The sequence below is a fragment of the Stenotrophomonas sp. 107298_Sma genome (assembly GCF_056480345.1).
This window is the reverse complement of the sequence record NZ_CM151094.1, coordinates 2949560-2971882: the sequence shown is the minus strand read 5'-3', so window position 1 is coordinate 2971882 and position 22323 is coordinate 2949560. Positions and strand designations below refer to the sequence as shown.

The window sequence follows — 22323 nt, the reverse complement described above, 5'->3', positions numbered from 1 at the left end:
ATGCTGGCGGTCAATGGATTCCAATGAAACCAAATTTCCCTTGCCGCACAAGGCCGCAAGGCTGGTGCACTGCGGCATACTAGGGGTCTTGCCCCACAGGTGTGACATGACGCGCGCGTTCAACTTCAGTGCCGGCCCTGCAACCTTGCCGGAATCGGTCCTGCGCCAGGCGCAGGCGGAAATGCTGGACTGGCACGGTAGCGGTGCCTCCATCGTCGAAATGAGCCATCGCGGCGCGGAATTCATGTCCGTGGCCGCCGAAGCCGAGGCCGACCTGCGGCGCCTGCTCGACATCCCCGAAGACTATGCGGTGCTGTTCCTGTCCGGTGGTGCCACCACCCAGCAGGCGCTGATCCCGCTCAATTTCGCCGCCCCCGGCCAGCGGGCCGACTATGTGGTCAGTGGCCACTGGGGCAAGACCGCAGTCAAGCAGGCCGGCGTCTATGTCGACGTCAATATTGCCGCCAGCAGCGAGGCCAACGGCTACCGCACGCTGCCGCCGCGCGCCGACTGGCAGCTCTCGCCTGATGCCGCTTACGTGCACCTCACCGCCAACGAGACCATCCACGGCGTCGAGTTCCGTGACGTGCCTGATACCGGCGACGTGCCGCTGGTGGCCGACTTCAGCTCGTCCATCGCCAGTGAGCCGTTGGACGTGCGCCGCTATGGCGTGATCTACGCTGGAGCGCAGAAGAACCTCGGCCCGGTCGGCATCGCGGTGATGATCATCCGCCGCGATCTGCTGGAGCGCAGCGGCCAGCCGCGGGCGGACATCTTCGATTACCGCTCACACGTCGCTCGCGACTCGATGCTCAACACCCCTCCCACCTGGAACTGGTACCTGGCCGGCCTGGTGTTCAAGTGGATGCTGGCCGAAGGTGGCGTGGCCGAGTTCGCCAAGCGCAACGCCGCCAAGGCCGCGCTGGTGTACGGCGCCATCGACGGTTCCGGTGGCTTCTACCGCAACGAGGTCGCGCATGCGGCACGTTCGCGGATGAACATCCCGTTCTTCCTGCCCGATGCCGAGCTCGATGCCCGCTTCGTCGCCGAAGCCAAGGCCGCTGGCCTGCTGGCGCTGAAGGGACACAAGGTGGTCGGGGGCATCCGCGCCTCGCTGTACAACGCCATGCCGCTGGCCGGGGCCGAGGCGCTGGTCGCCTTCATGGCCGATTTCCAGCAGCGTCACGGCTGAGCAATGAACGGCGCGCACCGTTGGGTGCGGGCCCCGTAACAAGGAACTCCGATGGCAAGCAGCAAATCCAGCAAGAAGGCGCCGAAGAAGGCCGAACCGGCCAAGGACAGCGCGTCCACCAAGGCGAAGAGCAAGGCCAAGGCCGCCTCGAATCCGGCGCCCACCCTGGCGCCGCTGGCGCTGGCCGATGTGCGCTCGAAGATCGACCAGATCGACCGCGACATCCAGAACCTGATCGCCGAGCGCGCACGCTTTGCCCATCAGGTCGGCAAGGCCAAGGGCAAGCTCGCCGCCGCCGTCGACTACTACCGGCCCGAGCGCGAAGCGCAGGTGCTGCGCATGGTGGTGGACCGCAACGAAGGCCCGCTCAGCGATGAGCTGCTGGTGCACGTCTACCGCGAAATCATGTCGGCCTGCCTGGCCCAGCAGGAGCCGCTGAAGATCGGCTACCTCGGCCCGGAAGGCACCTTCAGCCAGCAGGCCGTGCTCAAGCACTTTGGCCGCTCGGCGCTGGGCCTGCCGATGGCCAGCATCGAAGAAGTGTTCCAGGAAGTGGAAGCGGGCAGCGCCGATTTCGGCGTGGTGCCGGTGGAGAATTCCGGGCAGGGCACCATCCAGATCACCCTGGACATGTTCCTGACCTCCAACCTGAAGATCTGTGGCGAAGTGGAACTGCGCGTGCAGCAGTACCTGATGTCGCGCAGCGGCCGCATCGAGGACATCGAGCGCATCTACGCGCACCCGCAGTCGTTCATGCAGACCTCGGCCTGGCTGCGCGCCAACCTGCCGAAGGCCGAGAAGATTCCGGTCTCGAGCAATGCCGAAGGTGCGCGTCGTGCGCGCAATGCCGACGACGCGGCGGCCATCGGTGGCGAGAGCGCCGGCCACGTATATGGCCTGAAGAAGGTGGTCACCAAGCCGATCCAGAACGATGCCGACAACACCACCCGCTTCCTGGTAGTGGGCCGCAACATCTTCCCGACCTCCGGCCACGACCGCACCTCGGTACTGGTGTTCATCCATGACAAGCCTGGTGCGCTGTTCGATGTGCTCAGCCCGTTCGCCCGCCACGGCATCAGCATGAACCGCATCGAGTCGCGCCCGTCGCACCACGGCAAGTGGGAATACGGCTTCTTCATCGACCTGGCCGGCCACATCGACGACGCGCCGATGCAGGCCGCTCTGGCCGAACTGGAAGCGCACTCGGCGCAGATCAAGGTACTCGGCTCCTATCCGGTGGCCGTGCCCTGATTGCTGCTGCGGTGGCTGCGGCTGCCGCTCCCTGATGCATCGCCGGTGCTGCCGGCGTTTACGGAACGATCGAACGATGAGCAACGCGCAACACTGGATCGCCCGCAAGGGCCAGCCGCTGCAGGGCAGCCTGACCATTCCCGGCGACAAGTCGGTCTCGCACCGCTCGGTGATGTTCGCCGCGCTGGCCGATGGCACCTCGCATATCGAGGGTTTCCTGGAAGGCGAAGATACTCGCGCCACTGCGCGCATCTTCAGCCAGCTGGGCGTGCGCATCGAGACCCCAAGCCCGTCGCAGCGCATCGTGCACGGCGTCGGTATCGACGGCCTGAAAGCACCGGATGCACCGCTGGACTGCGGCAACGCCGGTACCGGCATGCGCCTGCTGGCCGGCCTGCTGGCGGGCCAGCCATTTGACTGCACGCTGATCGGTGATGAATCGCTGTCCGGACGCCCGATGCGCCGCGTCACCGGCCCGCTGTCGCAGATGGGCGCGAAGATCGACACCCAGGATGACGGCACGCCGCCGCTGCACGTGCATGGCGGGCAATCGCTGCACGGCATCGACTTCGCCTCGCCGGTGGCCAGCGCGCAGATCAAGTCGGCGGTGCTGCTGGCCGGCCTGTATGCGCAGGGCGAAACCAGCGTGGTGGAACCGCACCCGACCCGCGACTACACCGAGCGCATGCTCTCCGCATTCGGGGTGGAGATCGAATTCTCGCCAGGCAAGGCCCGCCTGCGTGGCGGCCAGCGCCTGCGTGCCACCGACATCGTGGTGCCCGCCGATTTCTCCTCGGCCGCGTTCTATCTGGTGGCTGCCAGCATCATTCCCGGCTCCGAACTGCGCCTGAAGCAGGTCGGCCTGAATCCGCGTCGCACCGGGTTGCTGCACGCGCTGCGCCTGATGGGTGCGGATATCACCGAAGAGAACCCGGCCGAGCAGGGCGGTGAACCGGTGGCAGACCTGGTGGTGCGCTACGCGCCGCTGAAGGGTGCGCGCATTCCGGAGGAGTTGGTGCCGGACATGATCGACGAGTTCCCGGCGCTGTTCGTGGCCGCTGCGGCCGCCGAAGGGCAGACCGTGGTAAGTGGTGCTGCCGAACTGCGAGTGAAGGAATCCGATCGTCTTGCCGCAATGGCGACCGGCCTACGCGCGCTGGGCATGCAGGTGGACGAAACTGAAGATGGCGCAACCCTGCACGGCGGTGTACGCCTGGGTAGTGGCACCATCGAAAGTCACGGCGACCATCGCATCGCCATGGCGTTTGCCATTGCCGGCCAGATCAGTGACGGCGAAGTGCGCATCAACGACATCGCCAACGTCGCCACCTCCTTCCCGGATTTCGACGGACTGGCGCGCGGGGCCGGGTTCAATCTAGGCTGAGCGGTACCGAATCCGCCGGGCCAGGCCCGGTGGATTGCGCGCCCCGGTAGCTGCCGACCTTGGTCGGCACGCTTCCATCACCTGGTGGGTGCCAACCCTGGTTGGCACGCTCACATCGCCCGGTAGGTGCCAACCTTGGTTGGCAGACGTCTCCGCATAAAAGGACGGAGGCCGAAGCCTCCGTCGAAACATCACGAACCCCTCGTCCGCGATCAACGCTGCTCGGTACGGAAATCCACCGGAACCCGCACCACGCTTGCTACGGCACGGCCTTCATGCATTGCCGGCTGGAACTTCCAGTTCTGCACGGTGTTGAGCACCGCACGATCCAGGTCACGGCTGCGCTCGCCGCTGCGCGAGACGATCGCAGCGTTGGCGACATTGCCGCGGGTATCGACATTCAGGCTTGCGATCACGCTGCCCTGCACGCCACTGCGCAGTGCGGCAGCGGGGTAGGTAGGCATGCGATTGCTGGCCAGCGGGCGTGCTTCACGATTACGCACCACTGGCGCAGCCTTGCGCTGGCTTGAGGCCGGGGCGGCCTGGCGCGTTGCAGGTGCCGCTGCATCGATCGCCGCAGCCTGCTCAGGGGCCGGCAACATGCGCTCACCGACCGGTGCCGGCGCCACATCTTCCTGGTTGGAGTAACGCAACCAGAGCAGGGCGGCAGCAAACATCGCCACGATCAGTGCAATCCACATCCAGGGCGAGGTGGGCGTGTGCTGTGCGCTGGAATCCTGCGTCAGATGCGGCGAGTGGAGGTTCTCGTGGGTGGTGGCAGTCATCGCAAACTCCTTCCGTCACTTGGCGACGTGGGAAGTGTTGCCCGAGCCACGGACGAGGAGTGTCAGCGTTGCGTCAACGCCACCGGCAGGGTTCAGTTTGCCTGCCGGAAAGCGTTCAGTTACTGCGTCTTGAAGTCGAACGGCACCTCAATGCTGCCCGGTACGGCCTGGCCGTTGCTCTGTGCCGGAGTGAAGCGCCAGCGCCGCACGGCGTCGGTGGCGGCACGGTCGAGCTCGCGTGAGCCGCTGCGCTGGATCAGCGTGGTGTTGTTCGGGTAGCCGGTGGCATCCACGTCCACGCGCACCACCACGGTACCTGTCTCGCCGGCACGCAGGGCGGCGGCAGGGTAGGAGGGAGGCGGCGACTGGCCGGCAATCGGCATCGGCTGGCTGTTGCCGGTCGCGGCCGGCGCCGCGCCCGGGGCGGCCGGGGCCGGCTCGGCGATCGGGGCGGGCGGCGGCGGAGCGGTTTCGACCAGCTTCGGCGCTTCTTCCTCCACCGGTGCCGGCTTGGCGTCAGGCATGTCGCTGGAACCGGCCGCAGCGGCCAACGGTTCCGGCAGAGGCTCGACCTGGGCGGTTTCCTGCGGGGTCTGCGCGGCCGGGTCGGCGCGGAAGAACTCCTTGTCACGACCGGTCAACCAGACCAGCACGAACAGCAGCACGCCCACACCGAAGGCGATGCCGGCGATCTTCAGGGCGTTGCGCGGGATATGCACAGTGAACGACTTGGCGGGCGACGAGCGAGGTGCAGACATGGACCAGACCAGTACGGAATGGCTCGATTCTGCCACGGCGGGAATGAACCGGGCGGCAGAAATCCGTATAACAGGCGATAATCCCGTTCCTGATACCCACCACGACACCTGCCATGCTTGATCCAGCCCTGCTCCGCCACCAGCCCGCCGACCTCGCCGAACGCCTGCGCACCAGCCGCGGCTTCGAGCTCGACGTGTCTGCCCTGGAGTCCCTGGAGGCAGATCGCAAGCGCATCCAGGTGCGTACCCAGGAGCTGCAGAGCCTGCGTAACAGCCGTTCCAAGGCCATCGGCCAGGCCAAGGCCAAGGGCGAGGATGTCTCGGCCATCATGGCTGAAGTCGCCGCGTTCGCCGACGAGCTGAAGGCTTCGGAAGTGGCGCTGGACGAGCTGCGCGAGAAGATCGACGCCATCTCGATGGGTATCCCGAACCTTCCGGCTGATGACGTGCCGGCCGGTGCCGATGAAAGCGAGAACGTCGAGCAGTCGCGCTGGGGCACCCCGCGCCAGTTCGACTTCAAGGTGCTGGACCACGTTGAGCTGGGCGCACGCAACGGTTGGCTGGACGGCGAAACCGCGGCCAAGCTGTCCGGTTCGCGCTTCACCGTGCTGCGCGGCCCGATCGCGCGCCTGCACCGTGCCCTGGCCCAGTTCATGGTCGACCTGCACACCGGTGAGCACGGCTACGAGGAAACCAACGTACCGCTGCTGGTCAATGCCGATTCGTTGCGCGGCACCAGCCAGCTGCCGAAGTTCGAGGACGACCTGTTCAAGACTGCCGTGGGCGACTCCACGCGCTACCTGATCCCGACCTCGGAAGTGCCGCTGACCAACATCGTGCGTGACGAGATCGTCGATGCCGAACGCCTGCCGCTGCGCATGACCGCCCATTCGATGTGCTTCCGTGCCGAGGCTGGCAGCGGTGGTCGCGACGTGCGCGGCATGATCCGCCAGCACCAGTTCGAGAAGGTCGAGCTGGTTTCGATCAGCCGCCCGGAAGACAGCGACTCCGAACACCAGCGCATGACCCGCTGCGCCGAAGTGGTGCTGGAGAAACTGGGCCTGCCGTACCGCAAGGTGCTGCTGTGCACCGGCGACATGGGCTTCTCGGCCATCAAGACCTACGATCTGGAGGTCTGGCTGCCGTCGCAGGAGACCTACCGCGAGATTTCCTCGTGCTCGAACTGTGGTGACTTCCAGGCCCGCCGCATGCAGGCCCGCTGGCGTAACCCCGCCACGGGCAAGCCGGAACTGGCGCACACGCTGAACGGCTCGGGCGTGGCCGTGGGCCGCGCGATGATCGCGGTGATGGAGAATTACCAGAACGCCGACGGCAGCATCACCGTGCCGGATGCCCTGCGCCCGTACATGGGGGGGCTGGAAACCATCGGCTGATTCCCTGATCGGGTGGGTGCCATGCTTGCATGGCACCGTATCCACGCATGGCGTGGATCTACAATGCGTGGATGAACCACCGCGATCACTCCACGGCGCGCACCTTCTCCAACGGCACCCATCCGGGCTCGCCCGTCTCCGGCACGCACCACGCCCAGCCATTGAGCGTGTGTTGCCCGCGCAGCATCTGCCCTGGATCCACATCCAGTTCGCGCGCACAGTAGTCCACCGTGGCAAACGCGCCACCCTGCGCATCGCGGCCGATCACCGGCGCCGGCACGAATCCGGGCTGCTGGCCCTCGGCTTCGCACAGGAACCAGTCTTCCCAGCCCTCCGGGCCCTCATAACGTTCGCCCACCACCAGTGCCTGGCCACGGCGGAGGGTGATCGGGTGCGGAAATTCGCTGCGATGTGCAGTGGTCACGATGTAGTCCATGAACCACTGTACCGCTTCCGCCGGGCATGGCCCGGCGCTACCAGAGCCGGCCGGACCATGTCGGCACCTGCACGGGCAGCGCCGGGCAATGCCCGGCGGGCAAGAATCGGCATGCAAAAAAGCGGCCCCGCAATGCGGGGCCGCCAGGGTGGGCCGGGATGGGGGAGGGGATCCCGGCCCGCGTTCAGCGCCCAGACGAGGAGAGAGCGGCGCCGAACGCTGGAACGCTGGAACGTGTTACGCCGCGGCGGCTTCAGCCGCTTGGTGAGACGGCAGTGCGGCCAGTGCACCGGCAATGGCGTCTTCGCGGTGCTGCGGCGAGTAGGCAATGCCCTCCGCACGCACGAACTCGATGTCGTTGATGCCCCAGAAGGCGAACGTCTGGCGCAGGAAGGGCTCCTGGAAGTCCGCCGGCGAATCGGTGTAGATGCCGCCACGGCTGCTGACCACGATCACCCGCTTGCCACCGGCCAAGCCCACAGGGCCGTTCTCGGTGTACTTGAAAGTGCGGCCGGCCACGGCGACGCGGTCGATCCAAGCCTTCAGGGTGGAGGGGATGCTGAAGTTGTACATCGGCGCGCCGATCACCACGATGTCAGCTGCCAGGAACTGCTCGAGCACCTGTTCAGCCTCGGCGGCTTCGGCCACGTCGGTCTTGGCCAGCGAACCACTGCGCAGATGCGGTACCGGATTGGCGTCAAGATCGCGATAATCGACCTGCAGGCCTTCGACCTGCTGCTTGAACCGGGCCACCACGGCGGCGGTCAGGTGGCGGGAGACGGAGTTCTCGCCAAGCACGCTGGCGTCGAGATGCAGAAGCTTCATGGCAGTCACCTATGTTCTGGAGGGAAGGGCGGGTGGCCCCGCCGACGGAGAGAACGATAGGTTGTTGCAAAGGCAGGATAAAGGTGGTTGAATGCCACGTATTGTTCTAGATATGGAACTCGGGCATGCATGACCTGAATGACCTGTACTACTTTGCGATGGTGGTCGACCACGGTGGATTCGCCGCCGCCGAGCGCGCTCTGGGTATCCCCAAGTCGCGCCTGAGCCGCCGCATCAGCCAGCTGGAAACCGACCTGGGCGTGCGCCTCCTGCAGCGCTCCACGCGCCGTTTCGCGGTGACCGACGTTGGTACCAGCGTGCATCGCCACGCGCAGACGATGCTGGCCGAGGCGCAGGCCGCACGCGAGGTGGTGGATCGCCTCAGTGCGGAACCGCGCGGCCTGGTGCGTGCCAGCGTGCCGGTATCGCTCGCGCAGATGCAGCTGCCCAAGCTGCTGCCCAAGTTCCTCGAGCAGTACCCGAAGGTGCGGCTGCAGCTGAACATCAGCAACCGCCGCGTGGACATCATCAATGAAGGCTACGACGTGGCCCTGCGCGTGCGTTCGCGACTGGACGACGACGGCAGCCTGGTGATGCGCAGCTTCGGCCAGGTGCAGGAACTGCTGGTGGCCAGCCCGAAGTACCTGGACCGTGCGGGACGCCCGAAGGATCCTGAAGAGCTGACCCAGCACGTCACCCTCAGCATCAGCGAAGACGAAGCCCGCCAGCGCTGGGAGCTGCATGGCCCGGAAGGCGAAGTGCGCCGGGTCGACCTGCAGCCGCGCGTGGCCGGTTTCGACTTCCCGCTGCTGCAGAGCATGGTGAAGGACGGTTTCGGCATCACCATGCTGCCGGAAACCGTGTGCGCCGATGCGGTGCGCAACGGCGAATTGGAAGTAGTGCTGCCGGACTGGTCGCTGCCGCAGGGCGTGTGCCATGCCGTGTTCGCCTCGCGCCGCGGCCTGCTGCCGGCGGTGCGCGTGTTCATCGACTTCCTGGCCGAGCACCTGCCGCCGCAGCTGGAGGCCTCGCGCCTGGATTGCGGTGGCGCCTGTGAAAAGGCCAAGGAGCGGATCAAGGCCAGTGCACTGGGTGCGCTGGCAGTGGATGCCGGCTGAGAGAGTTGAACGGTAGCGCCGGGCCATGCCCGGCGTTGTCGCTTCCGATCGCGATCAATTCCGCCCTAACAACCGATCCCAGAAGCCGCGTCGCGGCTGGGCCGTTGGCTGGGGAGCAACGACCGGCGCTTCCAGCACCGCCATCAGTTCCGCGCTGCGTGGCTTCTTCAGGAAGCGGGCGTAGTCCATGTAGCTGGTCACCTTGCTCATGTGCAGGCGCTCGGGCATCGCCGGCAACGCGCCGCCCTGCAGCAGCACCCGCAACGCTTGCGGGCGGTCCAGGCGGACCGCCTCGAACAGCGCGGTGCCGCCACAGCCCGGCTCGATCTGGTTGGCGCGCCGCGGCGCGTCCTTCAGCAGGGCTCTCAGTGCGTCTACGTCGTCTCGCTCCACGGCAGCCACCAGCCGCGCCAGGGCATCCGCTTCTTCGGGTGGAAGATTGTCGCGGTAGGCCTGGTCGGCAATCTCGCGCTCGTCGCGCCCGTCACCGCCCTGGATGCACAGGAAGTCGGTGACCAGGGCGACCGGAATGCCGGAGGTATCCAGCGCCCAGTAGCTGGGATACACACCGTCGCCCCAGCCGCTGGTGAACACGACCAGGCCGTGTGGTGAGTCCTCGCCCCAGGGGCGGTATTCGGCGCCGTCATCCAGGCCGTCATGGTCGATCAGCGCATCCGACCACTCGCTGTCTTCGTCGCCATCGGCCTGTTCGATCAGGGCCAGCAGTGCCTGCTGGGTGTCGGTGTCCATGAAACAGCCGATGCCGGCGTCGACCGGATAGCCGATGAAGCTGTCCTCGTCCAGGCCGGTCAGGTCCTGCGTGGTCCAGCGCGCCATCTGCCAGTGCAGGGCGGATGCGGTGAGCGACTGGCGCGGCTTGAACCAGACCACGGCCAGCGCCGGGCGGCCGCTGTGCACGATGATCTCCACTGGATGCCGGCCCAGCGGGGCGGTGTGGTCGGCCAGCGCAGGCGCCTCGGCCTGGACCAGCGGATCGCAGACCACCAGATGCCCGCTGCTGACCGGGAGGTGGCCGGCGAAAGTACGGTGCAGGGCCACTGCGGCCAGCTGGGTGTCGTCCAGCAGGGTGGTGCGCAGGTTGGCCAGGTCGAGGTGGGCCATGGGGGCTCCGATTGCAGTGAAGGCCCCACCGTGCCGCATGCGAAGGGAGGGAGCAAGGGTGGTCTTGGGCAAATGGCCTTCACGTGCGAGAATACGGCGCTGCCCGGGCGACCGGGACCCGATTGGAGAGATGGCCGAGCGGTTTAAGGCACCGGTCTTGAAAACCGGCGAAGGGTCAAACCTTCCGTGGGTTCGAATCCCACTCTCTCCGCCAAAAGAACCTAACTCGTTGATTTTCAATTGAAATCATCGATACGGTCGGATTGGAAAGCAGGAAGCATGCAGAGGAAACACTCGCATGCGCATCCCTCATCATTTGAGCCGGTCATCCACCGGCCGCTGGTCGTTCGTCCAGCGCGTTCCTATTGATTTGCAAGCCGTGCTCGATTGCCGGCTGATCAAGCGCACCCTCAAGACCCACGATCTCGCCCAGGCGCACGTGCGTGCAGTCGTGCTTGGAGCGGGCTATGCTCGGCTCTTCGCACAGTTGAAGGATCAACGCGTGGACAAGCTCAGCAAGCAGGAAGCTGATCTGCTCATCGCTCGCCTGACGAGCGCCGAGAACCTCCGTGAACTGACGTTGGACCGCACGCGTCAACCGGATGGGACGGTGACGGAGCGGTGGCAAATCGACAGTCCCAAGGACCTCAAGCTGTATCGGCAGTTGATGGAGCTTGAAGCAACCGCGGGAGGGATCTCTCAATCCCTCGCAGTAACCGTGCCGTCCCTGTTTGGCTCTGCATACGCCGGCAGCCACAAAGGTCTGGCCTCCACGCCTGCCATTGAGACGATGACGCTGGGCAAGGCTCGGGATGCATTCTTGGCGACGCTCAAGGGTTCGACCCTGCCCAAGACCTACACGATCAAGAAGACGGCCATTGAGGCATTGGTGGCCTTCTTGGGGCCGAAGGCAAAGGTTCACGCCATCACCAGGTCCGATCTGGCGCGGTGGTATCAGGACATGCGTGAGAAAGGCGCTTCCACGCCAACGCTCACTAACAAGCAGAGCTACATCGGTGGCAAAGGTGGCTTCTTCGAGTGGGCCATGGCGTCTGGGCACTATCCCCGTGGCGACAATCCGGCCAGCGGCCATGTCAGCTATTCCCAGCGCGAGAAGCGGGCGCGGAAGAAGCTGGGGTTTAAGGCCTACGATAGAGCCCAGATCCAGGCGCTGTTCGCGCCCGAGGCGCTTGCCAAGCTGTCCGAGGCGGCCCGCTGGGCCTCCCTTCTTGGGCTCTATACGGGGGCGAGGGCGTCAGAGGTCGGTCAGTTGCTGGTCCGAGACGTGTTTGAGGAGGACGGCATCCCGTGCCTCCGTATCTCCGACGAAGGCGAGCACCAGAAAGTGAAAACCGAGGTCAGCCTTCGCACGGTCCCGCTCCATCCTGAGCTCCTCAGGATGGGCTTCCTGGACTGGGTCGATGGCAAGCGTAAAGCCGGTGAAACCAGGCTGTTCCCGGCGGCCAAGGCGACCGCCGTGAACGGGCAGGGCAACTGGATCACCAAGGCGTTTAGTCGACACTTGGCTGAGGTCGGGAAGAACTGGGAGCCAGCCAAGCGCGGGTTCCATTCGCTTAGGAAGACGTTTATCCAGGAGCTGCAGGGGGCTGGCGTGGTGTCGGAACTCAGGGCCCAGATTGTTGGGCATGAACTGGACGACGAGCATCATTCGACCTACAGCCGTGATTTCACAGCAGTGGAGAAACTCAACGGACTTGGTGCGCATTCGCCAGGCTTAGCTTCCCTTGTTTGGGACTTGCGGTGACATCGCCTGCGTGCGCATTGGCGAAGGCATCGACAAAGCTTGAGAAGTGTCCATAGCCCCCTTGGTCGAAGTCGGGCACTTTGCCGTGGACCCGATGGCGGGCATGCGTGCGATTGCCAGACTGGAGTTGGAAGACAACGGCTCACCTTTAACTGACATCGAGTCGCAGGCGATTTTTGCAAAGGATTTTCTGGTGGGTTCCAAATCTGTTTAATATTTAAATCACGAACAGTAGGCGTGGCTTCAGTAATGGTAAGGAGGGATATGTGTCAGCATCAATGAAGGAAGCCGAAACAAGATACAGCTCCATTCGACAAGAGTCCTACCAGCTCGCTGAAGAGTTGTTCAAGTTGCAGTTCGAGGATGTCGCGGTCACGGGAATAACGTATCGAACTGCTGAGATAGCAGATGGATGGGCTTATCTGCCCGATGACCAATTCTCGATAGGCTGGAGTTGGAAGGATAAGCTGCGGCTGTTCCGAAAGCGTCCCAGACGAGTAGAGGTAGCGTTGTGGGAGGGTGGAGAATTATGCGGCCTAGCGTTAGGGAAGGTTACGAAGGGGCGGCTCTTCGCTACCATTCATTACCTGCAGGGGAGTCCTAGAAGTTCTTCGGGATTGCGCGGTCAAGTAGGTAGAATGGTTACAGATTATTTAAGGATCTACGCAACCCTTTGCGAATGTAAAAATATTGTAATTGATAGTCCTATCCCTGAGCTGATCGAATATTACAAGAAACTTGGATTTGTCAATGAGATCAGGGGCGCGCGAAGCGTGTATCGACTATGGGTTCCCTTGGAAGCCGTGAGTTGACTGTTTCTACAATTAACGGTATCATGAAGAGGAAGTCAATGTGACTATGGAGGGTTTCCGTGAAAAAGACTAAGAAGTTAAATATTGGTGCCGCCAAAGGTCGCAATAAGCCTGTCTTGACCTCCGGGAACATGCGTGGCCTTGCCGCAGCCAAGATGCTGACCGAAAAGCTGAAGGTTGAGTATTCCAGGGGTCATTCATATTTCATTGATTCTTTGCCTCCAGTCTCCGTAACTGTAATGGCTGGTCCGCGTGGGAAGAAGATTGTTCATTCAGATTAGCGTTATGGAACTTTAGAAAAATGGCCCTCCAGGGCCATTTTTTTCTGTATAAGCAACGAAAACATCAAGCACATCGTCAGCGATACGAATGCCCGAGTGCAACATCGGTTTTAGCAAAATATCCGTCATGCCAACATTTACATGTCGTGCCTCGCCTACTGCTCTCTGCCGCTTGGGATCTGGTCTGGCGGAAATTCCAGCGCGTCATCATCCTGACTGAATTAGGTCGTGAGTGGCGTGTACGGCGGATATACCCTTGGCTTGTGGGCCCATAGCCTCTCACCGCACAGTCGCGACTTCAGTGGGAGTGGTTTTGAATGATCTCAGAAATGGGATCCAAAATCCCGCTGAAGCCGGAGAAATCGATGTCCTTGTAGTATGGCTTCACAATCTTCTCAGCAAACCATGCTTTGCCATACTCGTCGTCCTTCAGTTTTTTGTTGGACAAGCTGAGCTTTTTCCCGGAAAGGGTTTTGGCTAGCGTTGATGCACTGAAGAAATGCTCAATACAATGGTTCGCTGCAGGGTTCTTAATCGAAGTCAGTAAGATGTAAAGGTTGTCGTAAACACGTAGATACTGGGTGCCGTTTTGCATATCCAGCTTGTAGTGCTTCTTGATCGCGGCAATAACGGCGTTGGAGCCCTTGTCGTTATCGAAAATTACTATGACGGGATTCGCTCCCTTAGGGGCTTTGATGCGCCGGTAGTTTTCTCGGTAGGATGCGATGAAGTTCGTCAAAGGACTGTCGCCACCGGTTAGGCTAAAAATTCTCTCCCGCGTCTTCGTATGAGGAAGGAGTTTAACGAGCAGATCCTTTGAGCCTGGCGCCATGAGTAGTGGGTAGGACGCCCCAAGTCGCTTGATCGCGGCGCTTATATATATGTTGTCTGTCTTCCCTTCAAAAAGAATAACTGGCTTATCATTACTTGCGAATGTTGTGAAGAAGAGAAATCGGTGTAGCAGAAGCTCTGTAGAGCTTAAGTTCGGCGGAGGAAGCTCGTCTGCCCTGCGGTATCGCTCTACTTGTAGCAAAAATCCCAGCATGCCCTCGAGTTGTGACCGAGTCCCATCAACGGACACCATGGCCGTGTCTTCTGCTACAACAATGGATTTTCTGCGGTGATAGGCGCCGGTTGAACATAGATTATTGACCATCGCCCGAACCTCTCTACGATAGTCAGTATTCACATTGACGTGTCTATTGATGACAATGCCAGTGACATCTTGGCGCGAGCGGCGGTGGAGAAGTCGCGTCTTTGCGTGGTTAATTCTGAAGCCACAGGCCACAACTGCTTGCTCAACTTCCTTCGCAATTGCCCACTTTGAGATGGGATCTACTTGATTCGCGATGGCGTTGGGAAAATCAGGCTGCGAAGTGGACATTGTGATGTCGTCTGCATAGCGAGAGTAGGCACAGCCGTGAGCCCGGGCCACCTTGGACAACCTAATGTCCAGGATGTTCCCAATCAAGTTAGATATTACAGGCGAAGTTGGGGCTCCCTGAGGAAGCATGTCCTCATGACAGGCTATCTGAGCAATCAGGGTTGCAACATCCGGATTCAGCCGAAAATGACGATTGCCGATTAGGAACCCGCGCACTCGTCCAAAGTTGATGGTTCCAAAGAAGTCTGACAGGTCGAAGTTGAGCACGTAACGCTGGCGTCGGTGCACGTCGGCGTTGGTAAGAATGGAGCGGCCTAGTTTGAACCCGTGAGCGACGGTGCGCTTGACTCCCAGTGCCTCTTCAATTTCCTTTTCGCACGCCTGAAGCAGTATCGAGAGCTTTCCTTGAGCAAGCTTCAATTGTGGGGAAGGCGCGTGGATCGTCCGCTTGCCACCTGAGCGTTTGGGGATGTCGAAAGTGCTGTATCTGGCTGCAGATGGAATTCCCCAAGCTATGTAGCCGAGAGTCTTTACCTGAAAGCCCATTAGCCGTGCCAAGTCGCTAATTGTGGTGCATGCTTTTAGCTTGGCCAACTCACTCATCTGACATCCTTGTGAGAAAGAAGAGGGGTTGCAGGAACTCCTTCGCACGCATGGCGAGCGTATAGCGGCACTCGGGCCATTCGGCAAATCCACCTTGCAAAAATTTCTGATGCCGCGAAACGACGGCAACCAAATCTTCCTGCAACCCCAGCCGAAACATAGCTCATACCGAGATCAAACGCGATAGCGCTCCATACGCAGCATACGAAGAAGGCCGCGGGTGGCGGTGCCTGCTGCTTTGGCTTTGGAGTGACCTCCTGAATCAACTGCGCATACATCATGAACAGACGCATCGGCAGTCCAGTCAGTAGCCCAAAAACCGAGCACGCGCCCGGCATGGTCAGGGCGGTCATGACCCGCCACTGTTACCAGGCGAAGCCCTAGTCCCGCGCCTGAGCTACCCGGTCCTCAACCGGATGCCGCAGAGCCGCCTTCCGGTTTCCGCGTTGGGCCATCACTGGCCCAACGACGAACCCGAAAGGTTCGGGTAAGAGCTGAAGCAGTTTGAGGTGGCTACCTCAACACCGTTGACTGGACCAAGGTGTAGACCGCTCCACCGAGGGTCGGCACCACCAGGTGCGCCGGCACCAGCGCCAGGGCGAGCAAGCTGAAGATCGCTCGGCTTTGCTCAGGATGCGGTAGCAGGTCTGCGAACCCCACCCCCAGGTAAGCTGCCACGTGGGCAGCCACCACGATCACCCAGGTCACGAAGAAGCCCTTCCAGAACCCACCCCGCTTGGGCGAGGGTGGGGCGTACGGTTGCCGTTGGGCTTCTTCCTGACGTCGGTAGGCCCGGGCGTTGATCCAGTAGAGAAAGCCCAAGACGGTCCAGATGGCCAGGCCGCCCGCGATGGCGAGCCAGCCCAGCGGGGCGCCCTGCTGCAGGGCCTCAAGGCCACCGGCCACGAACAACAGGCCGGCGCCTCCCAGCAGGACCGTCGCGCAGCCGACATGGGCGTAAGAACGCGTGGTCATAGTGGCCTCAGAGCTTGTGGGCGGTCCACTCGCCGGACGCTTTCGAAAAGCGCACCGGCTGGACGAACGGCCGGGCCTGGGCGACGCCACCGATGTCGAGGACCACCGCGCCGCCCACGTCGCAAATCACTCCCTCAGCCGATTCCGATCTCTTGCAGCCGCTGAGGCTGAAATCTCGGTATTCCTTTACCCAGACCTGGCTTCCCAGCACCCGTTCAAACTCCGCGGTGATAGCCTTTTGGGCTTGGGCGTCGGAGGGTTTGTTGCCGCAGGCCGTCAAAGCCAAAGCGGTGGTCACGGCGAAAGCGATGGTCCTGATCGTGCTCATGAGGGTCTCTTCCTGGCTGAGGGTTGGTGTCTTACTTGTCGCGGTTGCCGGCCGGATCGAAGCCGGCGATCCACATGCGGGTGTCGCGGAAGGGCGTCAGCATTCCCGAGGGGCCGGGATACAGGTCGTCAGCTCGCAAGAAGCCGGAGACCCAAGCGGCGCTCAGGCCCACCTTCCGGGCCTGCATAGCGACCCCCTCGCGGGTCGTGCGCACGTTGAAGGGCTCGCGGGGCGGGGTAGGGCCAGTGGTCCGATCGTCGCCGGTGTTCGGCTTCCCGGCGCGAACCCTCAGGCCCACCATCAAGTCCGTGGTGGCTTTGGCTCGAGCGTTGCTGTTGAGCTCCGCTTCTTCGCCCAGGTCGTCCCGGATGGTCAACGGGGCGTCGGCGCAGGCTCGGAAGGTCTCGGTGGTGGAGGCAGTGGCGCTGGTCCAGATCCGGGCTTCGACGGTCCAGCAAGGCAGGGAAGCGCCCCATTCCTTGTAGGTCAGTGCGACCCGCGGCCAGTCCAGCCGGCCCTGCTGCGCGCTCTGGTGGTTCTCGCCCTTGAACAGGCCGTTGATCCGGCCAGCACCACTGATCGGGGCGTAGAGCGGACCAGTGGCCGACGCGGAGCCGGTTGCCGGCTTGGCCCCCAGGGCTTGCTGGCCCGCGTCTTTCAGGCTCTTTCCCAACTGGCGGAAGAAGCCGGGCCTTTCACCGGTTTGATCCGAATTCGAAGGGCTCTGCGCGTCGGCAAAGAAGTGCGGGCAAAGGCCCAAAGCCACGAGCGCGAGGAACGCTACTTGTCCACGATGCTTCATTCAAATCCCCTGCAAAACCGCCCGCTTGGCGGTATTTGCAAATATGGCAAATGCAGGGCAAGATTGGAAGCGGCAGACTAACGGGTCAATTCAGCATTCGTTGGTCTTCTCCATGCCCGCAGCGCTTCCCCCCGCCTCTACCTTTGGTCGCCGTTTACGCGAGGCGAGGCTGAGCAAGGGACTGACCCAGGCTGCGTTGGGAGCGGTGCTGGGGTTGGAGGAGGAAAACACTGCCGCCCCTAGGATTTCTCGCTACGAGAGAGGCGATCGGATGCCGGACAACGAGAGCATGGCAAAGCTGGCGGAGGCCTTGGAGCTGCCCGTCGCCTACTTCCACGCTGTCAGCGAACCCATGGCAGAAGCCATCCTAGTGATGTCACAGTTGCCAGAAGGGGCGCAGGAGGAGCTGCTGCGTCAGATGCGTGATTTCGCCAAAAAACGCGGGTCGGTGATCGAGGGCTAGGCACCACGAGGTGTTTAAATTAGACCTCTAGCTCTACTAATAGGGCTTGCAGCTCTTCAAGGGGGAAAACGCTGGAGCCACTAGGTTTGTGGTTGAGGCAAGAAGGCACAAATGGTTCCAACTATGTCCTGGAAATCATCCCTATGCCTTTCAAGAAGGTAGTCAAAGATATCCTCTTGAGTGGCGATTCTCTGGTCTCTGATGTCGTAGTTCAAGCTCCGACCGTTGGTGTAATCGCTCTTGTGTGTCCTGAAGGGGAAGTCTGCATCCTCTCGGCTCGCGCTTAGCAGAGCTTTTTCTACGCTATCCAGCGGGATGGTGTAAATGCCCGGGTCCCCGGCAAATTTTTCGTTCTTCTGGTCTGCATCCAGGATCGCGATGACCTTATCATGTGGGGCTAAGAACTCTTCCGTTCGATTCTTACTGATGAGCTCGGCAATCTGAGAGCCGCCGCCGATGAAGATGATCTTGTGGCGAAGAAGAGTTTTTTCGCAATGCTTAGATACGATGTGACCAATGAAGGCAGTAAGCATCTTGTCCTCTGTCAAGATGTATCTGTCATACCCTTCAAATCCAAATAGCCTCGCCATCGCGTAGCTGTAGGAGATTGGCTTTATTGAGACCTGGGTAGTCTCCCGCTCCATGTAGAAGAGCTCATCAACCTCTAACTGCCGCATAAGCGCGAGAGAGTGGGTTGTGAATAGGATCTTGCGATCGTATTTTGCGCAAAACCCACGCAGCCAACCTGGAAGATTCGCTTGGGCTGCTGCGTCTAACGAAAGGTCAATCTCGTCAATCACCAAGAGCTTGGAAGAGCCTTTGATTGTGCGGTAAAGATTGATGAGGAAGTGCTCCCCGGAACTGAGGTAATCCTCTCGGATGTATGTGCCATCATCCATGACAAGAGCGTAGTAGCTCTTTCCCCTGACCCGGATCTCGGCCATTGCCAAGTAGCGGTCGGTTTCGTAGACAGCGTTCAAAAAGGCGATCAGCTCCTCGGGAGAATGATAGGTTGTTAGCGCAATGGCTTTGCGAATGTCTTGATCAGCATCGCTGGCGCTTTTGAAGTAGTTGAACCGAGCTCCGTAAGGCATCGGGAGCTCCGCGTCCACAAGGTCGCGTAACTCCTTGGATATCTTGTCTCGACAATCCAGAGAGCGGAGGGCGCTGTTATAGGTGAACGTTGCTTGCTCGCCGTCTAGGTCGTAAACGATCCGGCTCTTCTGAGAGAAGGCATAGGGTGTCGCTGTCCGTATGAACGTGTCCGCGTTGGACAGGTTCCGAAGAGCTCGCACCAAGGTCGTCTTTCCTGCCCCGTTTCGGCCGACAAGGCACATCAGTCCGCTCTTGGAAAGATCCACGTCCAGTTGGAGATGCGCCACGTGCTGGATAGCGTCAAGTGTTACTTGGAGGCGGCTCATTGGGCAGACCTATGCAGGAGGCTGTCAATGACGGTGGTGCCGAACTTGCTCCTAAGCTTCTCAAGATAGGCTGGATCGGCGGCGTGGGCATAGCTGATGAGGCCACTGAGCCGCTCTAACCCTTCTTCCATTCCCTGGCTATACGTTTCCTCAAATATCTTCAACAGCCGCGCCCGATCGCTGAGGTAGAAGTGGATCCAAGCCTCAATACGGTTCCTGACTTCCCGATCAATGGCAATGGCGCCCGTGGGCAGGATCACCAGCCCCAAGAGCTTGACCTTCCTGCCTACCGTCGTCAGCTTGCTCTTTGTCGGATTGAGGTTGAATTTATCGCCCAGCTCACTAGCAAGGCAGTCTTCAATGACAGCCCCTGCATCCGAAAGATTGGTGCGCTCCTGAGTGGATAGCATGATGTCGTCGGCGTAGCGGGTGTAAATCCATCCCCGGTCTTGGCTGATTTGCGTCATGCGACGGTCAAAAGGGAGCAGGCAGGCGTTACTCACGATAGGGGAGGTGGAGTAGCCGATAGGCAGCTTCCCATCGATGGTAAGCAACCCGAGGATATGCTCCAGGTGATCATGAAGGTCTGCAACGGGTGTCGCGCTCTCCATCAGAACCTTGCGAACCAACGGCGTCGTGATGCTATCGAAAAACCGTTCTAGGTCAGTCTGGAAGAAGGCTCGGCTATTCGCATGCGGTTCGACCGCCTGAATGAGGGTCGCTCCCTTGCGATATGCAAAAGAGACCGCAGTGTCGACAGGCAGGTGCTCCAAAACAAAGCCGTTGAGGAAGGCATGAAAGTCCTTCAGGATTTTGGACGGCTTGTAGATGGTGCGGCTCTTCCAGCTGACCGGGCTGTAGTTCTCTCCAGGGGAAAGGGCCAAGAATTCGTCGAAGCGGTATTTGCCGTGATACATGGCGTCGAACAGCTTGTGCAACGGCTGCGGGGTCATGAATTGCGGCCTGTGGCTCCCTAGAATGGAAGAAAGCGTAGCCCATTACCGGCCAGGAATGCACAAACGAAATGCCCGGTCGGGCGTGAGCCTGCGACCGGGCATACGTAAGTTGATAAAACGCCCTAGGGACCAGACGTTAGACCGGAGCTACTCCTGGTCGCTGGTATGGAATAACCCTAGCACGATTCCCGGCTGGCTTACAAGTTCACGCGGGTTCACCCGCACCATCGGCCGTCCAAGGCGGGGGCTGGAATAGGAAGCATTGCGCCGCGCTGAGCCACCTGCCCAGCGTGACGTAGGTCAAGCGATAAGGAAGTCGCTAGGGGATCTGCCCATGGCAACCAGCTGGGCCATCCACTTGGGCTGTCTGCCACGCCCAGTCCAAGTCTCTTGCGGATTGGCCGGGTTGCGATACTTCGGAGCCACCTTGCCCAGTTTGTGCGCCGAAGGGCTTTTCCGCACATTTGTCTTCTTGGGCTTGCTGGGCGCTGCCGCATTAGGGACTCCGTAGAGCTCCTCGATTGTGTAGCCATGATCCTTGACGTATTTGTTGATCTTGGCTCGCATCGCAGCAGCCTTAGGGCGGGTCAGGATCTTGGTCTGCTGCTTCTCGGCGGTGCTGATCAGAGAGCGCAGCTCCTTGACCGATAATCCCGTCAAATCGATAGGCATTGGAGAGTTCCTCAAAATGGACAGCCGTTAGCCTAGTGTGGAACGAGCTTGATTGCCACACGCGCGCTGGCCGGGTGGCCATTATGGATAGAACTTGCTGGGGTCGGACAGCTGCTCCGCAAACTGGCCCCGCTGATACTTTGGCAGTTCAACGATAGGCTGGTAACGCTTGATGGTGCGAATCTTCTTCTTTTGAGCCAGCGCCGGTTTTTTGTGGAAGTAGGCCTCGTGCAAGACGGCGACACGCTTGTTGGGCGAGTGCCCGGTGATCAGTGCGATGACCTCTTCTGGGATGTCCTGGTGATGAAGCTCTGTGGCAATGGTGTGGCGGAATGCATGGAATCCAACGCCCTTTCTGAAGCCAAGGCGCTTCATGTAGGTGCTGAACTGGTTGAGTGCCGCTTGGCTGTAGCGAGCGTTTGAGTCGCCCGTTTTGCGGTTGACGCCCGCCGAGAGGTGAGGGAAAAGCCTGGGATGGCCGCACTGCCGAATGTCCTCCACGAAGTCTAGGAAGCCAGCGTCGATGAGCTGCTGTGCGATGGGCACGTCCCGGATGGCGGACCTGCCTTTCAGGCGCTGTCGGCTTCTGCCTCGGCTCTTATGCGCCAGGTCTGGATCGATCGTGACTCGAATGCGGAGCCACCACATGCCCGCCTCCTGAACGATATCCGCAACCTTCAATTGCGCGACTTCGTTGATGCGTGCTCCCGTGTAGAGCCCGATCATGGGCATCCACCAACGATGGGGATGGCTCTTTGCCCAGGGAACAAAGGTCTCCGGTGCGAAGATTCGCTGCAGGTCTGATTCGTCGAACAGGCGCTCTGCCTTGTCTGCGTCTTCGGCCAAGTCTTCCTTGAACTTCTTGAAGGGCGCCATGGGGGAGGCGGGAATCGCGTTGGCCTCGACCAGGCCTTTGAAAAAGGTGGAAAGGAAACGGCGATGCTTCTCAAGCGTCTTGGGTGCCAGCGGAGGAACGGCCAGCTCCTTGCCCAGTGCGACTGCCTCTTCATAGCTGTAGTCGCGATACTTCGGGTCTGAGAGAAGCAATGGCGGAGCCCACCGCAGCAACTCCCATAGGCGATAGATATGGGCATGGTCAATGCGGGAGACGGGGATGTCCCCACACGCCATTTTGAGCAAGGTGAGCGTGCGGAAGGTCGAGCCGGTCGTGTCCTTCGCCAAGCCTCGGTCATCGCGGGACCTAATGTAATCCGCTATCTCCACTGAAAGAAGACGAGGGGCGGATGCGACAGGCAGCGGGACAGGGTATTGGGTGCAGCCATTGGCCCGGCGGCTGCGACGTTGGCGGTCGTCGGCCCGGTCCAGCATTTCTTGAGCGTGGATGGCAGCCTCTCGGCCGGTGATGTTCAATTCCTCAATGCGAAGATTGCCCACCTGAACGCCCCTGAGTTGGAGCGTGCCCATGGGGTGGAGCAGGTATTGGTTGAGGTGTTCTAAAGCGGGGGAGGGCATTGCTTGGCTTCCATCGGAACGATGGAAGTACCAATAGAACAGGTCCCAAAATGGTCAATACAAAATCGGGATCAATCTGAACGCCGTAAGTGTTGCGCAACGCCACGACCAGCTCAAGGAAGT

General features: G+C 61.2%; 22 protein-coding genes and 1 tRNA gene. 9 read left to right on the top strand and 14 right to left on the bottom strand.

Going from position 1 to position 22323, the window contains the following annotated elements:
• Positions 1–106: 106 nt before the first annotated feature.
• The 3 genes from serC to aroA all read left to right on the top strand — a co-directional run bounded on the left by serC (position 107) and on the right by aroA (position 3827).
• Complete coding sequence (serC, locus tag ACZK2G_RS14020; protein WP_337302680.1) at positions 107–1192, top strand: 3-phosphoserine/phosphohydroxythreonine transaminase; 1086 nt, start codon at positions 107–109, stop codon at positions 1190–1192.
• A gap of 51 nt (positions 1193–1243) precedes the next feature.
• Positions 1244–2443, top strand: a complete 1200-nt coding sequence (gene pheA / locus ACZK2G_RS14015; RefSeq protein WP_046987517.1) for a prephenate dehydratase — start codon at positions 1244–1246, stop codon at positions 2441–2443.
• Positions 2444–2519: 76 nt separating this feature from the next.
• Entirely contained in the window at positions 2520–3827 is a 1308-nt protein-coding gene (aroA, locus tag ACZK2G_RS14010; protein WP_046987516.1) for a 3-phosphoshikimate 1-carboxyvinyltransferase, read from the top strand.
• A gap of 212 nt (positions 3828–4039) precedes the next feature.
• Here aroA and ACZK2G_RS14005 read toward each other — a convergent pair whose 3' ends face one another.
• Positions 4040–4612: an energy transducer TonB gene (locus ACZK2G_RS14005; RefSeq protein WP_478473634.1), complete on the bottom strand. Its 573-nt coding sequence runs from the start codon at positions 4610–4612 to the stop codon at positions 4040–4042.
• Positions 4613–4731: 119 nt separating this feature from the next.
• Entirely contained in the window at positions 4732–5370 is a 639-nt protein-coding gene (locus ACZK2G_RS14000) for an energy transducer TonB (RefSeq protein ID WP_136638230.1), read from the bottom strand.
• A 113-nt stretch (positions 5371–5483) separates the two neighbouring features.
• Here ACZK2G_RS14000 and serS point away from each other — a divergent pair, with 113 nt between their 5' ends.
• Positions 5484–6764, top strand: coding sequence for a serine--tRNA ligase (gene serS, locus ACZK2G_RS13995; protein ID WP_478473633.1), 1281 nt, complete (start codon positions 5484–5486; stop codon positions 6762–6764).
• Between the two features lie 85 nt (positions 6765–6849).
• Here the strand turns inward: serS and ACZK2G_RS13990 are convergent, their stop codons facing one another.
• Together ACZK2G_RS13990 and ACZK2G_RS13985 are read right to left on the bottom strand one after the other, a co-directional pair.
• The gene (locus tag ACZK2G_RS13990) at positions 6850–7200 is read right to left on the bottom strand and encodes an SH3 domain-containing protein (protein ID WP_046987637.1); all 351 of its coding nucleotides are present in this window, start codon (positions 7198–7200) and stop codon (positions 6850–6852) included.
• A gap of 237 nt (positions 7201–7437) precedes the next feature.
• The gene (locus tag ACZK2G_RS13985; RefSeq protein ID WP_136638228.1) at positions 7438–8025 is read right to left on the bottom strand and encodes an FMN-dependent NADH-azoreductase; all 588 of its coding nucleotides are present in this window, start codon (positions 8023–8025) and stop codon (positions 7438–7440) included.
• Positions 8026–8150: 125 nt separating this feature from the next.
• On the opposite strand from ACZK2G_RS13985, the gene ACZK2G_RS13980 reads away from it, so the two are divergent.
• Positions 8151–9143 carry a LysR family transcriptional regulator gene (locus ACZK2G_RS13980; protein WP_006375981.1) on the top strand — a complete coding sequence of 331 codons (993 nt, stop codon included), beginning with the start codon at positions 8151–8153 and terminating at the stop codon, positions 9141–9143.
• A gap of 54 nt (positions 9144–9197) precedes the next feature.
• Here the strand turns inward: ACZK2G_RS13980 and ACZK2G_RS13975 are convergent, their stop codons facing one another.
• Positions 9198–10265, bottom strand: coding sequence for a DUF4241 domain-containing protein (locus tag ACZK2G_RS13975; RefSeq protein ID WP_478473631.1), 1068 nt, complete (start codon positions 10263–10265; stop codon positions 9198–9200).
• Between the two features lie 124 nt (positions 10266–10389).
• Here ACZK2G_RS13975 and ACZK2G_RS13970 point away from each other — a divergent pair.
• The 3 genes from ACZK2G_RS13970 to ACZK2G_RS13960 all read left to right on the top strand — a co-directional run bounded on the left by ACZK2G_RS13970 (position 10390) and on the right by ACZK2G_RS13960 (position 13123).
• Positions 10390–10479, top strand: a tRNA-Ser gene (locus ACZK2G_RS13970).
• 84 nt (positions 10480–10563) lie between these two features.
• Positions 10564–12030: a DUF6538 domain-containing protein gene (locus tag ACZK2G_RS13965; protein WP_478473630.1), complete on the top strand. Its 1467-nt coding sequence runs from the start codon at positions 10564–10566 to the stop codon at positions 12028–12030.
• 871 nt (positions 12031–12901) lie between these two features.
• Positions 12902–13123 (top strand): hypothetical protein, encoded by a 222-nt coding sequence (locus tag ACZK2G_RS13960; RefSeq protein ID WP_478473629.1) that lies wholly within the window; start codon positions 12902–12904, stop codon positions 13121–13123.
• Positions 13124–13421: 298 nt separating this feature from the next.
• Here ACZK2G_RS13960 and ACZK2G_RS13955 read toward each other — a convergent pair whose 3' ends face one another.
• The 5 genes from ACZK2G_RS13955 to ACZK2G_RS13935 form a co-directional block, all read right to left on the bottom strand.
• Entirely contained in the window at positions 13422–15110 is a 1689-nt protein-coding gene (locus ACZK2G_RS13955) for a retron Ec67 family RNA-directed DNA polymerase/endonuclease (protein ID WP_478473627.1), read from the bottom strand.
• Complete coding sequence (locus ACZK2G_RS13950) at positions 15107–15463, bottom strand: hypothetical protein (RefSeq protein WP_478473625.1); 357 nt, start codon at positions 15461–15463, stop codon at positions 15107–15109. The genes ACZK2G_RS13955 and ACZK2G_RS13950 overlap by 4 nt, the downstream gene beginning before the upstream one ends.
• A gap of 160 nt (positions 15464–15623) precedes the next feature.
• Positions 15624–16085, bottom strand: coding sequence for a hypothetical protein (locus ACZK2G_RS13945; RefSeq protein WP_478473624.1), 462 nt, complete (start codon positions 16083–16085; stop codon positions 15624–15626).
• A gap of 7 nt (positions 16086–16092) precedes the next feature.
• Positions 16093–16413 carry a hypothetical protein gene (locus tag ACZK2G_RS13940; RefSeq protein WP_478473623.1) on the bottom strand — a complete coding sequence of 107 codons (321 nt, stop codon included), beginning with the start codon at positions 16411–16413 and terminating at the stop codon, positions 16093–16095.
• Between the two features lie 31 nt (positions 16414–16444).
• Positions 16445–17215 carry a hypothetical protein gene (locus ACZK2G_RS13935; RefSeq protein ID WP_478473621.1) on the bottom strand — a complete coding sequence of 257 codons (771 nt, stop codon included), beginning with the start codon at positions 17213–17215 and terminating at the stop codon, positions 16445–16447.
• Between the two features lie 112 nt (positions 17216–17327).
• On the opposite strand from ACZK2G_RS13935, the gene ACZK2G_RS13930 reads away from it, so the two are divergent.
• A complete protein-coding gene (locus ACZK2G_RS13930) occupies positions 17328–17678 on the top strand; it encodes a helix-turn-helix domain-containing protein (RefSeq protein ID WP_100443450.1) in 351 nt (116 codons plus the stop codon).
• Between the two features lie 80 nt (positions 17679–17758).
• Here the strand turns inward: ACZK2G_RS13930 and ACZK2G_RS13925 are convergent, their stop codons facing one another.
• The 4 genes from ACZK2G_RS13925 to ACZK2G_RS13910 form a co-directional block, all read right to left on the bottom strand.
• Positions 17759–19099, bottom strand: a complete 1341-nt coding sequence (locus ACZK2G_RS13925) for an ATP-dependent nuclease (protein ID WP_478473619.1) — start codon at positions 19097–19099, stop codon at positions 17759–17761.
• On the bottom strand, positions 19096–20052 hold the full coding sequence (locus ACZK2G_RS13920) for a reverse transcriptase domain-containing protein (RefSeq protein ID WP_478473618.1): 957 nt from the start codon (positions 20050–20052) through the stop codon (positions 19096–19098). Before ACZK2G_RS13920 ends, ACZK2G_RS13925 begins: the two co-directional genes overlap by 4 nt.
• A gap of 303 nt (positions 20053–20355) precedes the next feature.
• A complete protein-coding gene (locus ACZK2G_RS13915; protein WP_478473616.1) occupies positions 20356–20727 on the bottom strand; it encodes an H-NS histone family protein in 372 nt (123 codons plus the stop codon).
• Positions 20728–20808: 81 nt separating this feature from the next.
• Positions 20809–22200 (bottom strand): site-specific integrase, encoded by a 1392-nt coding sequence (locus ACZK2G_RS13910; RefSeq protein WP_478473615.1) that lies wholly within the window; start codon positions 22198–22200, stop codon positions 20809–20811.
• Positions 22201–22323: the final 123 nt, after the last annotated feature.